The sequence below is a fragment of the Planctomycetaceae bacterium genome (assembly GCA_041398785.1).
GTDB lineage: Bacteria > Planctomycetota > Planctomycetia > Planctomycetales > Planctomycetaceae > JAWKUA01.
In genome coordinates this window covers 1-14065 of record JAWKUA010000034.1, presented here as the reverse complement: position 1 = coordinate 14065, position 14065 = coordinate 1, and the positions used below count along the sequence as shown (strand labels likewise).

General features: G+C 60.2%; 11 protein-coding genes. 5 read left to right on the top strand and 6 right to left on the bottom strand.

What is annotated here, in order from left to right; all coding sequences use genetic code 11:
- Window positions 1-18: 18 nt before the first annotated feature.
- Window positions 19-207: a carbon storage regulator CsrA gene (gene csrA, locus R3C19_25115; protein ID MEZ6063643.1), complete on the bottom strand. Its 189-nt coding sequence runs from the start codon at window positions 205-207 to the stop codon at window positions 19-21.
- 823 nt (window positions 208-1030) lie between these two features.
- Here csrA and R3C19_25110 point away from each other — a divergent pair.
- The 4 genes from R3C19_25110 (at window position 1031) to groL (ending at window position 6372) form a co-directional block, all read left to right on the top strand.
- Window positions 1031-2416 (top strand): SAM-dependent methyltransferase, encoded by a 1386-nt coding sequence (locus tag R3C19_25110; GenBank protein ID MEZ6063642.1) that lies wholly within the window; start codon window positions 1031-1033, stop codon window positions 2414-2416.
- A 261-nt stretch (window positions 2417-2677) separates the two neighbouring features.
- The gene (locus tag R3C19_25105) at window positions 2678-3982 is read left to right on the top strand and encodes an outer membrane protein transport protein (GenBank protein ID MEZ6063641.1); all 1305 of its coding nucleotides are present in this window, start codon (window positions 2678-2680) and stop codon (window positions 3980-3982) included.
- Window positions 3983-4281: 299 nt separating this feature from the next.
- Window positions 4282-4593, top strand: coding sequence for a co-chaperone GroES (gene groES, locus R3C19_25100; protein MEZ6063640.1), 312 nt, complete (start codon window positions 4282-4284; stop codon window positions 4591-4593).
- Between the two features lie 162 nt (window positions 4594-4755).
- Window positions 4756-6372: a chaperonin GroEL gene (gene groL / locus R3C19_25095; protein MEZ6063639.1), complete on the top strand. Its 1617-nt coding sequence runs from the start codon at window positions 4756-4758 to the stop codon at window positions 6370-6372.
- A 138-nt stretch (window positions 6373-6510) separates the two neighbouring features.
- Here groL and R3C19_25090 read toward each other — a convergent pair whose 3' ends face one another.
- From R3C19_25090 to R3C19_25080, 3 genes are all read right to left on the bottom strand, one after another.
- Window positions 6511-6876, bottom strand: a complete 366-nt coding sequence (locus R3C19_25090) for a hypothetical protein (protein ID MEZ6063638.1) — start codon at window positions 6874-6876, stop codon at window positions 6511-6513.
- Window positions 6877-7070: 194 nt separating this feature from the next.
- Window positions 7071-9239, bottom strand: a complete 2169-nt coding sequence (locus R3C19_25085) for a hypothetical protein (protein MEZ6063637.1) — start codon at window positions 9237-9239, stop codon at window positions 7071-7073.
- A complete protein-coding gene (locus R3C19_25080; GenBank protein ID MEZ6063636.1) occupies window positions 9226-10578 on the bottom strand; it encodes a DUF1501 domain-containing protein in 1353 nt (450 codons plus the stop codon). The genes R3C19_25085 and R3C19_25080 overlap by 14 nt, the downstream gene beginning before the upstream one ends.
- Before the next feature lie 587 nt (window positions 10579-11165).
- Between R3C19_25080 and R3C19_25075 the strand changes: the two genes are divergently transcribed.
- On the top strand, window positions 11166-11948 hold the full coding sequence (locus R3C19_25075) for a class I SAM-dependent methyltransferase (protein MEZ6063635.1): 783 nt from the start codon (window positions 11166-11168) through the stop codon (window positions 11946-11948).
- On the opposite strand, the gene R3C19_25070 is transcribed toward R3C19_25075, so the two are convergent.
- Together R3C19_25070 and R3C19_25065 are read right to left on the bottom strand one after the other, a co-directional pair.
- Entirely contained in the window at window positions 11929-12930 is a 1002-nt protein-coding gene (locus R3C19_25070; protein ID MEZ6063634.1) for an alpha/beta fold hydrolase, read from the bottom strand. The genes R3C19_25075 and R3C19_25070 overlap by 20 nt on opposite strands.
- Before the next feature lie 231 nt (window positions 12931-13161).
- Window positions 13162-13956, bottom strand: coding sequence for an aldolase/citrate lyase family protein (locus R3C19_25065; GenBank protein MEZ6063633.1), 795 nt, complete (start codon window positions 13954-13956; stop codon window positions 13162-13164).
- Window positions 13957-14065: the final 109 nt, after the last annotated feature.

The following is a 14065-nucleotide window of genomic DNA, read 5'->3' as shown; positions in this document are numbered from 1 at the left end:
ATCGCGGCTTGCCTGTCACTATTCGGGCTGCGTCTGTTCTTTGGCTTCGCGCTTGATCGCTTCGTAGATCTCTTCGCGGTGGACCGTAACGTCCCGCGGCGCGTCGATGCCCAGGCGAACCTTGTCGCCCCGGATTTCGATGACCATCAGCGTGATGGAGTCACCGATCACAATCTTCTCATCTTTTTTTCGGCTGAGTACAAGCATGTTTCTATCCCCGGTCAATCTTTCCTCTTGAACGATCGCCGCCCCGTCCCCACAAGGCCGTTCGCTACACGTCGCGAACACGCCAGGGCAAGCCGTGCCAAATAACGCAAAATCCACGTGCGGAGGATCTCCGTCGTGATTTGACTCTAGGTCAGTATTTCGGCCGATGTTGCCTTTTTCCCGCGAAAATTGCCGTTCGGCAACGTGGGTTTCGGCAGAATCCACCGGCTTATGCTGGAGGATGCGTTTCTGCCGCCTGAATGGCAGCCAGTTGTCGCATTTCCGCCTTTCCTGCCATTGTTACCGGGATTGCCAGCCGGACCAGATGTTCCGATTTCAAATCCCGGAATTCTGTGGCCCTTCCGATCCCTCAATCGCCACGGCGATACCCCGCAGAATTGCCCTGCGGTTTCGTGTGAGCATAGCCAGCGGACAAACAACGCGGCGGGCGGCTGTCTGAATTGCCCGAACGAGGGATCGTGTCGTATGCGATCTTCGCTATCTCCGATCAGGACCGACGTTGGCAACGCGGGTAAGAACTCCCGCCCGCTCGCTTCTCCGTGTCTGGTAGGGAAATCCGACTCGCCTGCCGTTGCGACGCCGAAGGACTCGGCCAGTTGCCCAGCTTCACGCGCAGAATCTTCCTGATCGATGCCGCTGCACATGGCCGGCATGGTGGTCTGCCCGCACAACCACCGTCCGCGATCGATCACGAAAGCAGCGGCGGGAATCCCTCCTGAGTTGGTTCTTTGAGAACGACTGCCGCAGATTTACTCTGGCCGGGGTCTGGCACTTCCAACACAACATCAGAGGACTCGCATCAATGACGACGCAGACACTTCAACAGCCGCTTGTTTCATGGGAACAGGACTACCAGGACCGCATCAATCCAGAGCTGATGACGCGACTCCTGCGAGCATCCATTCCTGTCCTGGAAGAATCCGACTGGCGGGTCACGGTGGTTGAAGACGGTTACTGCGAAGCGGTTCTGCCTCTGAACAAAGCAACGACGAATCAGCACGGCACGCACCAGGCAGCGCTGATTTCGCTTTCCGCTGACTACACGGGCGGACTGGCTCTGGCCACGCTGCTGCGAGGCGTTCCGCTGGCGGGAATTCACCGGTGCCGCGACGACCAGTCCGCGTCGCTGTGGCTTGCCGGAATGAACGTCAAGTACAAGAACCCCAGTTCGGGCCATCTGACATGCGTCTGTGAGATTAATCCCGACCAGGCGGCCGACATCAGGTCACGCTACTTCAGCGGTCGGCGGGTTCTGGCAACGCTGGAGGTCAACTTCTATTCCAACGGCGACCTGGCGGCCGTTGCGGAAATGAAGTACTTCGCTCAGCCGACGTCTCAACTGCTGCCGTCGCAGTCCAACCCGTCGCGATCGACGCTGTTTTGCCACAAACTCAAGGCGTCCGCCCGGATGATTGCCGGCCTGCGGGCTCTGACGTCGGATCATCAGAAAATCACGGTGACGTGTCCGGAAGCTTCCACCATGGCCGGACCGCACGGTGCTCTGCTGGCCGCTCGACTTCAAAGTGTTCTGCCGCAGCTAAAGGACATGGTGCTTGCCAGAACGCAGCATATCGATGGGACCATCCGCGGAGTTGCTGACCTGAAGCAGGTCGTCACTCTGGGAGTCGGCCTGGACATGCGGTGCCTGCGACATGCCGCCGAACAGCCGAACGTCACGTTCTTTGAAATCGACCTTCCGGAAATGATCGCCGAACGCAAACGCGCGGCGGCGATGCTTCCCAGTGATCTCAGCGATCGGCGCACGCTACTGGAAGCGGATTTTCGATTCGACGACCTGGAACAGGTGATTGGCGGGCATCCGGAGTTCGACCGAAACGCCGCCACCGTCTTCCTCTATGAAGGCTGTTCGATGTACTTCACGGAAGCGGAGAACCAGAGAATCCTTCTGTCCCTGCTGGATCTGATGCGCCACCCGGCAAGCTGTTTGTGGACCGACGTGGTCAGCACGGCGGTTGTCTCGGGCAGGACGAACAACAGAAACATCACAGACTTTCTGGAAGGAATGGATTCGCTGGGTGAACGATTCGTTTTCGGTGTCGACGATCCCCGTGTGTGGCTGGCATCCATCGGTTTTCGAGACTGCACGTCCATTCGCTGCGACGAATATCTCGACGTCCAGGACGCCGTGTTCAGCACCTACAGCTTCTGTGTTGCCAGGCGAACCTGATTGCCGGCGTGGCTGACGCAGCCCGGCGATGGCCAACAGCCGGTATCGTCCCGGCATGCTTCAGTCGGGTTTCCACGACTGAAAATGGGCAGCCCAGCGAGACTTGCTGTCTGACTTCGCGAAATCTCAATGAGGAACTTCCAGACGCCCGGCAATTCGGGATGGCCGGTTCTGCGGGTTATGTCGATGACGCCTGTTGATCACACCGCGCTGCGGTGCGCCACCTCATTCTCAGCACGCGGCGTCAGGCAGGCCTTTGAGATGAATTCCAGGATCTCGGCAACAATTGTTATGGCGCTGGCCGTTTCTGCGCTGCCTGGTCCTTCCCGAGTTTGCGCGCAGGGTATTCATGTTTCGGCTGTCGGCCCGGTCAACCGTTCCATGGGAGGAGCCGGTACGGCAGCGCCGCTGGATTCGATGGGGTCGCTGTTCTGGAATCCGGCATCGATTTCCGGACTTGGTGAATCAGAACTCAGCGTCGGCGTCGCGGGCGTGCTGCCCGTGCTGGAAACGGAATCGCTGATCCCCGGATTTGGTTCGGGCGTGACATCCGCGGAGCCGGGCGTGACGCCGTTGCCGAACGTCGGCTGGGTTCACCACGACGACGAATCAGCGACATCGTTCGGACTGGGAGTATTCTGCGCAGCGGGATTTCGAACGAACTTTCCGGCGAGCACCACGAATCCCGTCTTCCTGCCGCAGTCGAACAGTCCCGGTATCCCAGGCGGGCTGGGACGGGTTTACTCACAAGCAGGATTTCTGGAAATCATCCCGACCGTTTCACATCAGGTCACTGACAACGTGTCCGTCGGAATCGGGCCCACGCTGACGCTGGGAGAACTGATTGCCGACCCGCTGGTGTTCGCGGCTCCGGACGATGCCGACGGCAGCGGTGCTCCGCGATATCCGGCCGGACGCGGCTCGCGAACTCACTGGGGCGGAGGACTTCAGGCGGGAGCCTACTACGCCGATGAAAGCGGTCTGCACCTTGGAGCTTCCGTCAAGAGTCCGCAATGGATGGAGACCTTTCGATATCACTCGGAAGACGAAATCGGTCTTCCAACGGTCGGCAGGATCGACATGGACCTGCCGATGATCGTGTCGCTGGGAGCAGCCTGGTCGGGGACGGACAGATTCGTCGTTGCCACCGACGTTCGCTATTTCGATTACGGCAACACCGATGGTTTTCGCCTCAGCGGCTTCAACGCGGACGGATCGGTGGCCGGACTGGGCTGGAAGAGCGTCTTTTCCGTCGCGACCGGCGTTCAGTATGAAGCCAGCCGGAACCTGCTCGTCAGGCTGGGGTACACGTTCAATCAAAACCCGATTCCGGATGCGGTCAGCTTCTTCAGCGTCGCCGCGCCGCTGTATTATCAGCACCAGTTGCACGCGGGAGCATCCTGGCGGCTGGTCGGCAACGTCTGGCTTAGCGCGGCCTATTCGTACTACCTTCCCAGCGAGATCACGGGGCCAATCGTCACTCCCCTCGGAGCTTTTCCGGGGTCGAACGTGACGAACCGCGAGTCGGTGCACATTGCGGACTTCGGCATCACCGTTCGCTATTGAACTCGGCCGCGGCATCGGCACCGGTTGTCAAAACGGCAGACGGTGTTGTCGAAGGCTGCCAACTGCCGCGCGGTTCGGCCCGGAAGCCAGGTCACAACCGACTGGTGAATAGGCACTTACGTCGTGCGATTCTTCGCGGCACGCCATTCGCAGAGGGCACCGGAATCACAGTCGGGTTCTGCACTGGCAGGCTGCCGCTCGAAATCTGTGCTCGCGAAAGCGACCTCCGGCGGCTCATTTTGACGACTCCATCCGTTTGTCGCGCGACTGGCGCAAGTATTGGTTTTCAGGAGACGAACATGGCGAAGAAGGCTTCTTCGGGGGGCATCCGCATCGTGCCTCTGGGCGATCGTGTGGTGCTGAAGCGAGCTGAAGCTGAAGCAAAAACGGCGGGCGGCATCGTGTTGCCGGACTCCGCTCAGGGCAAGCCGCAGCGCGGCGAAGTTGTGGCCATCGGAGACGGCCACGTCAATGACAAGGGCGAACGAGTTCCCCTGACCGTCAAGGAAGGCGACAAAGTGATCTTCAGTTCCTACGCCGGCGACGAAATCAGCCTCGGGGACGAAGAATATCTGCTGCTTCGCGAAAGCGACATCATGGCGACGATCTAGACCGTCGCGCAGAGAGATCGGGTCACAAGCCTTCTCCCGTGAGTGCTGCCTGAAGACCGTGTCTGGTCCCTGTCCTGCACATCGGAGCCGGAAGCTGTGATCGTCACAAACGACTTTTGAAACCTTCCCCACAACTACATCGGAATCTGGAGAAATTGACACATGGCAAAGATGATTGCCTTCGATCAGGATGCTCAGGAAGCGATGCGTCGCGGCATCAGCAAGCTGGCAAGAGCCGTCAAAGTGACGCTCGGGCCGCGCGGCCGCAACGTGATCATTGAAAAGAGCTTTGGTTCACCGACAGTGACCAAGGACGGCGTTACCGTGGCCCGCGAAATCGAACTTCCCGACAAGTTTGAAGACATGGGCGCACGCATGGTCCGCGAAGTGGCCAGCAAGACTTCAGACGTCGCCGGGGACGGAACCACGACCGCGACCGTGATGGCCGAAGCGATCTATAAGGAAGGTCTGAAGGCGGTCGTCGCCGGCTGCAGCCCGCTGGAAATGAAGCGCGGCATGGATAAGGCGGTAGAGGAAATCGTCGAGAAGCTGCACAGCATGGCCACGGATTGCCGCACAAAGAAGGCGATCGCGCAGGTCGGCACCGTCGCCGCAAACGGCGACAGCGAGATCGGCGAGATTCTTGCCAACGCAATGGAACAGGTCGGCAAGGACGGAGTCATCACCGTCGAAGAAGGCAAGAGCCTGCACACGGACTTTGAAGTCGTCGAAGGACTTCAGTTTGACCGCGGTTATCTGTCACCGTACTTCGTGACGGATCCCGAAAGCATGGAATGCGTGCTGGAAGACGCCTATGTCCTGATTCACGAAAAGAAGATTTCCAGCATCAAAGATCTGGTTCCGGTGCTGGAAAAAGTGGTCAACAGTGGGAAGCCGCTGCTGATCATCGCGGAAGATGTTGAAGGTGAAGCTCTGGCGACTCTGGTCATCAACAAGCTTCGCGGTACCTTCAAAATCGCTGCGGTTAAGGCTCCGGGATATGGCGACCGCCGCAAGGCAATGTTGCAGGACATTGCGATCATGGTTGGCGGTCAGGCCATCTTTGAAGATCTGGGCGTTAAGCTGGACAGCGTGGAACTGACCGATCTGGGGCACGCCAAGAAGATCGTTGTCGACAAGGACAACACCACGATCATCGAAGGCGGCGGAAAGAAAGCGGACATTCAGGCTCGCATTGAGCAGATTCGCCGGGAAATGGCGAACAGCACCAGCGACTATGACCGCGAAAAGCTGGAAGAGCGAATCGCGAAGCTGGCTGGCGGCGTGGCTCAAGTCAACGTCGGAGCGGCAACCGAAAGCGAGATGAAGGAAAAGAAGGCTCGCGTGGAAGACGCTCTGCACGCCACTCGTGCCGCCGTCGAAGAAGGGATTCTGCCCGGTGGCGGAGTCGCACTGCTGCGAGCTTCAACGGCAGTCAAGCCGGCGAAGCTGAGTCACGACGAGAAAGTCGGCTACGACATCATCGTTCGCGCCTGCCGCGCGCCGCTGACTCAGATCGCCGACAACGCAGGTGTCGACGGAAGCGTGATCTGCGAGAAGGTCGCGGAGGCGTCCGGCAACACGGGCTACAACGCCGCGACCGAAAAGTACGAAGATATGGTCAAGGCTGGTGTCATTGACCCGACCAAGGTCACTCGAACTGCGCTGCAAAACGCGGCCAGTGTTTCCACACTTCTGCTGACGAGCGACGCCCTGATCGCTGAAAAGCCGAAGGAAGACAAGAAGGCACCGGCGATGGACGACGAAGAGATGTACTAAGTCGATGCGACTGGTACTCGGCTCCTGAATACAAACCGGGCGTTCCACCTGAACGCCCGGTTTTTTTCATGCGCCGGTCGCTGCTCGACGTGAAGTCGCCGTGCGTCAGCCTCTGTGTCCTGCCCGCAACGGATCGCGTCATTCCCCGACCGGACATCGAAATTCCGGCAGCGGGTATTCCGCGAGCGGGACGGTCTGAGCGATCTCGGCAAGTTCCTGAAGTCGGCGCCAGCCACGCGTCAATAGTTCGGTGCGTTCCCGAACGAAGTCACGGTCGAGCTGCGTTTTGCTGAACGCGCCATCGACCGCGACCGGATCAAACTCGCCGTCTTCAATGAACTGCGCGGACACCGGATTGCATCGGAGGTGTCGTTCCGGAGCCGCCAGCAACTGTCGCGAATCAACTTCGCCCGTCACAAACCGGAGATACAGATCGCTGTCGCGGATCGATTCAACTTCCTCGCCGCAGACTTCGCACAGATATCCCTGGTCACATCGAGCCATATCGTCGTCCAAAATCTCACGCGAAGATGCCAATCGGTGCCACGTCGTTTCCGCCGCGAAACAGGATGAATACGCCGACGACGAGGTGCGGCTGCGCTGACCAGTACGAAACCGGAGCGACTGGTCGGCGTTCGCCTGTCCTTGCGGCAGCGTGTCTCGGCGGAAGGCGGATGCCAGGGAGTCCGCCGCGCTGTCTATTTCCGGCTGACATAGTACAGCGATTTGCCATCGGGTGACCACGCCGCACTGCTGTTTCGTCGGCCGGGCGGTTGACCTTTGAGCGCCCGTGGCTCGTGGTCCCGCGTGCCGGAAGCCACGAACAATTGCTGGCGGCCTTCGGCTGGCTGTGGCTGATCGAAAACCAGTTGCGACGCGTCAGGTGCCCACGCCGTTTCTGCAACCGGTTCCGTGGCTTCCTGAGTCAGGTGCACGGTCGCGCTGTCGCCATTGAACACTGCCTGACTGACGAACGAAGCCGTTCCTGCATTGGCGTTCCGGTTTGTCAGCCAGAACGAAATGCGCCGGCTGTCCGGCAGCCATCGCAGGCTGGACGTTACCAACTGGCCGCGGTCCCTGATCGCGATCTGTACTGGAAACACGTCCTCTTCGACCAGGTCATGGACGATGATCGGCGACGCCTGTGCTCCTGCGCCGGCGCAGGCAATCATGCGGCCGTCAGGAGACCACTGGCTGCCCCATCCCAGTTCGTCCAGCAACTGCGCGTCGCTTCCGTCGCTGCGCAGGACCCACACGCCTCGCTCGGGAGTGTACCGGGAAACTGTCAGCCGGCGGCCTCGCGGAGACCACGAGGGAAGCGTTCCGGGACCCAGATCACGCAGCGGTCCGCCGTTCAGCGGAAGCACAAAGATCCGCGACTGCGACGGCGACGTCCGCCCGTGAAGATTCGCCGCCATCGCCAGTTCCAAGCCGTCTGGTGAAACGGCCAGGTGCGTCACCGCGGTGAAATCCGGGAAGACAAACAGTCGCCGTGACAGTTCCGATTCCATGTCGCCGACCATCAGCCAAACGGCAGAGTCGGCTTCCGTCCCGGCGACATCGGATTCCGGAATCACTCTCGGAGCTGACTGCGCGGCGCCCTGCGCGGCGGCGCCCTGCGCGGCGGCATCCTGAGTCGCGACGGCCAGTGATTCTGACGTCGAAAACCTGCCGTCGCGATATCGACGTTCGAATGCTGCGGCATAATCCTTCAGCAGGCGTCGAGCGTCCGCAACCAGTCCGCGGCTGTAGAGTTCCTCGGCGACGACCTTCCGTCGTTGTCGCAGGTAGCCGTCATGGCTGCTGTTGGAATAGCAGGACGGAACTTCCACGGTCAGATACGCGGACAGTGTGTCGACGGCGGCCTGAGGCTGTTCCGTGGCGAACAGGGCTCGCGCCGCGGTAAGCAGGCAGGCGCGCGACGGCGAATTCCGTGATACGCCGGCTGCCGCGTTGATCTGGTGAACGAGCCTGGCGGCATCGTCCAGCAGGTTCGCCGCGGCGCTCGCGGCCATGCCCGAATCGAACGCGTCGGACGCGACGGCGACCGCCAATTGAGCCGTCGCGGCGTCGGCTCCGTCCTGAAGACTTGCAGCTGCCGCTTCGAGATGCCGCGCCAAATCGTCTTCGTCACGCAGTTCCATGGCGATCATTGCCGCCAGCAGGTGTGACTGCGCCGTATTCGTCGGGGCTTGCTGTCCCAGTTGATCGCGCACGTCCGGCAGTCGACCCGCGGCGTTCGCGCGCTCGACGAGCATCCGAGCAATGCTGGAAATCTGTGGCAGATGGTTCGGCCGGTATGGATCCACCGAGGCCGGGTGAACGTAGCAAACGACACGGGACGCGAAGTGCTTCGGCATGACGACATCGGCCAGCGTCTGGCAGACAGCCGCGCGATCGTAACCGTCAGTCTGCCAGCGTCGAGCAAGGTCCATCAGTGAATCATGGATTTCGACAACGGGATCCGCAGTTGTCAGCCTGGTCACGGCCGATGTATCAATTCTTGCCGAACGAAGCTCGATGCGAAATTCCGGCTGAATCGAGTCGCCTGGCGGACCGTGATTCAAGGCGTCTCGTACTGCCTTCAGGGACAGGTCCTGAAATCCATGATCGGCCGCCATCCGAGCAACGCTGAGCGCCTGCCGGACCTGCAGGTGAGTCGGCGGAGCGGCCGAAAGCGTGGCGAGGCGCGACAGCAGCAGAATGTTGACGACCAGCACGCGGCGAACATCAAACCGCCGCCGGAACGTCATCCGGACGTCAACGCTGCCAGATTCCGTACGATGAATGGACGCGCCGGCGCTGGCAGCAGCCGATTCGTCAGAATTCCGTCCGGTGACGATTGCCTTCGCGCTACACCAATTCACGAATGGGCTCGCGAATATCCACCAGGAACTGAGGTCGACCGGTTGGATCACTCAGCGTGGTATTCATCGTATTGATACCAAGGTTGTGATACGCGGTGGCGACGATTTCCTGAACATCGACGGGACGTTCCGTGGCGTATTCGCCCAGTCGGTTTGTAGCGCCGATGGCCTGTCCTGTCTTCATGCCGCCGCCGGCCATCAGAGCACAGCTGACCTGCGGCCAGTGGTCGCGGCCGGCACCGGGGTTGATCCGCGGTGTGCGGCCGAATTCGCCCCAGACAAGAATGGTCACGTTGTCCAGCATTCCGCGTTCTTCGAGATCCTCGACCAGAGCACTGACGGCCTGGTCAAGCTTGCTGCCGTGATCGCGAACCAGGTCGAAGTTGGCTCCGTGGCTGTCCCATCGACCATACGACAGCGTGACGCAGCGCACGCCGGCTTCGACCAGCCGTCGAGCCAGCAGGATGTGGTCATTGCACGTCGGAGCTCCATCATACTGGTACTTGTACGGCTTGCCGTCGCCATAGCGTTCGCGCACTTCGGCGGGTTCCTTCGAAAGATCCAGAGCGTCCGCCAGACCTCGTGATGTCAGGACTCCAAAGGCCGCCTGAGCAAACGCGTCCATACCGTCCATCATGCCGGTGGCGTCGGCGCTGCGTTTCAGTCCATCCAGGCTGGTCAGCAGAGTGCGCCGATCCTGCAGTCGTTCCAGCGTCACGCCATTCAGCGTCAAATCGTCCATACCAGCGCCGTTGGGACGAAACGCGGAATAGGCGGCTCCCAGAAATCCCGGTGAACCGGGTTCTGACCAGGGCACATGCTGTGTCTTTGCCGCCAGGGCAACTGCCGGCGGAATTCCGGGATCCGTGGGACCGCGCAGTTTTGCAAGCACGGAACCGATTGCGGGCCGGCCTCCGACGGACGACAGCATGCGCCGGTCCCAGCCGGAGAAACACTGGTAGGCGTCATGTGCTCCCGAGTTGCCGACGACCGAGCGAATGACGACCAGCTTGTCCATCATCGCGGCCAGCTTCGGGAAACATTCACAGATCTGAATCCCGGGAACGCTCGTTTCGATCGCGCTGAATTCGCCGCGAATTTCGGCAGGAGCGTCCGACTTGATCTCCCACATGTCCTGGTGAGGCGGACCGCCTCCCAGAAAGATGTTAATGATGGCTTTGTCCGACTGTTGGACCCCGGACGCGGCCTGGGCCGACATGATGGAAGCCAGGTTGACTCCCCCTGTTGCGGCCATGGAAAGCCCGCCGATTTTCAGGAAACCGCGACGACTGACTCCGTCGCAGTACTTCGATTTGCGTCCCTGAATTGTAAGCATCATGAAACCTCATCAGTGGAAGGGTGCTGCCTGACATGCATGGCGAAAGCAGGCCATCGCATCGGACGGCGGTGAGGACAGTGGCTGTGGGTGGCCGGGGTGGTGGGTATTTTCTGATATCGGCAGAATTCGTTTCTGCCAGGTCGATCGCTGCCGTCGATTCGGCAATTCACTGGCGCAGGTCGTTGTGTCTCGTCATAACCTGCCTGCATCCAGCCGTTAGAATACAGATTAAGACTCGTCAGGCGAACGGTCAAGAAGATCCGCCGATTCGGCAGATCGGTGCGGCTGCCGGTTCAGGTTTTTCCGGCATCAGCTACAACTCGGGAAGGACTGCGTCACCGCGTTCCGGAACCTGGCTGACGCCCACTTCGGCGAGCGACAGATGAGTTCTTACCGGCCAGGCGTTGCCGGAACGTCGAGGCTCCTGCCGCGTCATTCCGTTCCGGGAACATCCACGTCTGCCGGTCGCTTTGACATCTGCCGGATGTTGCTGCAAACGCGGCGAAATAAGGACTTCCGGGCCGCAGCCGAACGAGGAATGGAAACCACCGACGCCCATCTTCGCCCCAGGAGCGGCTTCTTCCGATATGACTGAAATCATCAACGGCAGCATTTACGATTTCCCGAAGTACTACGACCTGTTGTTTGGCTCCGACTGGAAGGCGGAATTCGACTTCTTCCGAGCCTGTTTTGCCAAACACGCGGGCTGCCCGGTCCGGCGCGTTTTTGAACCGGCGTGCGGCACCGGACGGCTGCTGATCAAGTTGGTTCAGGCGGGTTACAAAGTCAGCGGCAACGATCTGAATCACAAGGCCGTGGATTTCTGTAACGACCGCCTGCAGCGCCACGGCTTCGACCGCAGTGTGACGGTTGGCGACATGTCGAACTTCCGGCTGAAATCACGTGTCGACGCTGCTTTCAACACCATCAACAGTTTTCGACATCTGGCGACGGAAAAACAGGCAACCGATCATCTGCAGTGCATGGCGAACGCACTCAGAAAGGGAGGCCTGTACATTCTGGGCATTCACCTGGAACCGACCGTCGGGCAGCCGATGGAAGAAGAAAGCTGGTCCGCGCGGCGCGGGAACCTGGCGATCACGTCTTACATGCGGTCGCGCGGAATCGACCGCAGACGTCGCATGGAAATGCTGGACATGACTCTGGACATCTACACGCCGACGGCTCACCGGCGGATCATCGACTACATGGAATATCGCACCTACAGGCATGCGCAGTTCCGATCGCTGCTGCGCAGGATTCCGCAACTGGAGATCGCAGAAACATACGACTTCAGCTACGACGTCGACCGTCCCTGCCAGGTGTCGGCGATTACCGAAGATGTCGTCTTCATTTTGCGGAAGAAGTAACCCGGGCACTGACATCCACGACCATCGGAAGCAGAAATGCGACGGCCGAATGGTGGCCGCACGGCATCCGAATGATATGGTCGGGAGCCAGGCCGATTGTTTCCGCCAGCCTGTCTGAACACGCGGGCGGGACCACGACGTCGAACATCGCCGTGTACAACACCGTTCGATCCGCAGGCAATCGATGCGCGATGCGTGACGGTTCAATCCGCCGCAGATACTTCAGCAGTTCTTCGCCGCTGTGCAGAGCCTCCGTCTTTTCGCGAAGCTGGGCGACTTCACGCTGGCCGTCGCGAAACATCATCGGCAGATCGGCTCCCGCCATCAGAATGAAGTGCTGATCGAAGCCGTCGTCCAGACTTCCCGCAAGTGTTGCGACAAATCCGCCCAGGCTGACTCCCAGGACACTGATCCGATTCCCGTCGACGCCTTCCAGCCGGCGCGCGACGTCCGCCGCCCGGCGCGTATCGGCAACGCCCTGCTGCAGACCTTCCACCAGATGCTGTTCGCTGTCTTTGCGTCCGGCAGAACGCCGGCCGTACCCCGGAAGCTGCACCAGCAGTGTGTGAACTCCGGTACGGCACAGCGCACGAGCGATCGTCCTGCCGGCGGCCATGCTGCGTCCCGATTCATGGACGACAATTACGGCGGGGCAATCGTCAGTGCACAGCACATTGTCTTCGCGAGCCTTTCGCCATTCCAGAACGACGTCACCGCCCGGACCGGGTCGAGGCGATGGAAACGAAACCTCCGCGTCGAAGTCAATTCCCGCCGCTACTGGGGAATCATCCTCAGCCGGCGTTTGAGGTGTCACCGTCGCGGTGAATGCCGCCGGTTTCCACAGGAATCCCTGCAGGCACTCAATCGCATCCGGTGATTCGCTGGCGGAATCGGGAGCAGCGATGGAATCGCGGCAATCAACTTTCTGCTGCGGCGACTGCTGATACAGCAGCAGCATTGACATGGCAACGCGGGTCCACATGGATGGAGCCTCTCGATCGAAACGGAAAATCGCACGGCGGCATCTTACTCACCGGCCCCCATGCCGGGCCATTCGATTCGACCGCGACACAGCTTCCGGCCATGAATTCTCACCCGCGGACGCTGCAACGGGAGCTGTTGCGCTGACTATTTCGAAACGACATCGCGGAGCCTGACACAAGCCGACCTGGACGTTGAAGTTGAACATCAGGCCGACAGAAGCGTAGCTCCGTCAGTATCGGGCCAGGTCGCCGGTGTCCGATAGGCCGAGGGCCTGAACATGTTCCTGAGCCTTCGTAACCATCATCTTCAGTTCGCTTTGCAATGCCAGAAACTGCCAGCCTTCTGCGATTCGGTGCTGGACCTCTTCGATCGATTGAGTATGGATACCAACCGGAGTGCCCGCCTTTTTGCCGGCCGCAAGAATTCGCTGAAGCATGGCTTCGAACTGTTCGGGAGCAGGATCGCTGCCGTCTTCCGGTTTCATTTGCCAGAACAGGTCATTCGGTCCGACGAAGATCGCGTCGACGCCCGGCAGACTGTAGATCTCGTCAGCGTTGTCGACTCCTTCCGGTGATTCCGTTTGCAGGACCACCAGGATCTGATCGTTGGCATGCTTGTAGTACTCACCGGCCGAAGCCTGAAAATTCAAAGCCGGAATACTGCCACCGATCGAACGGTTGCCGGTGGGAGGATACTTCGCGGCGGCGATCGCCAGCCTGGCTTCTTCGACGGTGTTGACCATCGGGACTACAATTCCCATGGCTCCACCGTCCAGCACTCGTTTAATCAGATCGTGATCGCCACGCGGCACGCGCGCCAGCGGCACACATCCCGAATCCGCGATCGTGGCAAACATCAGCGACGCCGTCTGCCAGTCAATCGGCGAATGTTCCATATCAACCGTCAGCCACGGAAAGCCCACACGAGCCATCAGCCGTGCCGAAAAGACGTCGCCAAACGACAGCCAAGTGCCGACCTGAGGTTTGCCGGCCGCCAGAGCAGCCTTCACGGGATTAAGCTTCATACAGGTTTCTTCTGCTTCAATACCAGGAATCTGCCCCGGCACCGACCGCCAGTCGTTCGAGCCCTGTCCAGGCGACTGGTCAACTTGTCATTACCGCGGATGAACTTTT

What these genes read in the sequence shown, in the direction of transcription:
- csrA (MEZ6063643.1), bottom strand. Translation starts at nt 207, where the DNA reads ATGCTTGTACTCAGCCGAAAAAAAGATGAGAAGATTGTGATCGGTGAC.
- R3C19_25110 (MEZ6063642.1), top strand. Translation starts at nt 1,031, where the DNA reads ATGACGACGCAGACACTTCAACAGCCGCTTGTTTCATGGGAACAGGAC.
- R3C19_25105 (MEZ6063641.1), top strand. Translation starts at nt 2,678, where the DNA reads ATGAATTCCAGGATCTCGGCAACAATTGTTATGGCGCTGGCCGTTTCT.
- groES (MEZ6063640.1), top strand. Translation starts at nt 4,282, where the DNA reads ATGGCGAAGAAGGCTTCTTCGGGGGGCATCCGCATCGTGCCTCTGGGC.
- groL (MEZ6063639.1), top strand. Translation starts at nt 4,756, where the DNA reads ATGGCAAAGATGATTGCCTTCGATCAGGATGCTCAGGAAGCGATGCGT.
- R3C19_25090 (MEZ6063638.1), bottom strand. Translation starts at nt 6,876, where the DNA reads ATGGCTCGATGTGACCAGGGATATCTGTGCGAAGTCTGCGGCGAGGAA.
- R3C19_25080 (MEZ6063636.1), bottom strand. Translation starts at nt 10,578, where the DNA reads ATGATGCTTACAATTCAGGGACGCAAATCGAAGTACTGCGACGGAGTC.
- R3C19_25075 (MEZ6063635.1), top strand. Translation starts at nt 11,166, where the DNA reads ATGACTGAAATCATCAACGGCAGCATTTACGATTTCCCGAAGTACTAC.
- R3C19_25070 (MEZ6063634.1), bottom strand. Translation starts at nt 12,930, where the DNA reads ATGTGGACCCGCGTTGCCATGTCAATGCTGCTGCTGTATCAGCAGTCG.
- R3C19_25065 (MEZ6063633.1), bottom strand. Translation starts at nt 13,956, where the DNA reads ATGAAGCTTAATCCCGTGAAGGCTGCTCTGGCGGCCGGCAAACCTCAG.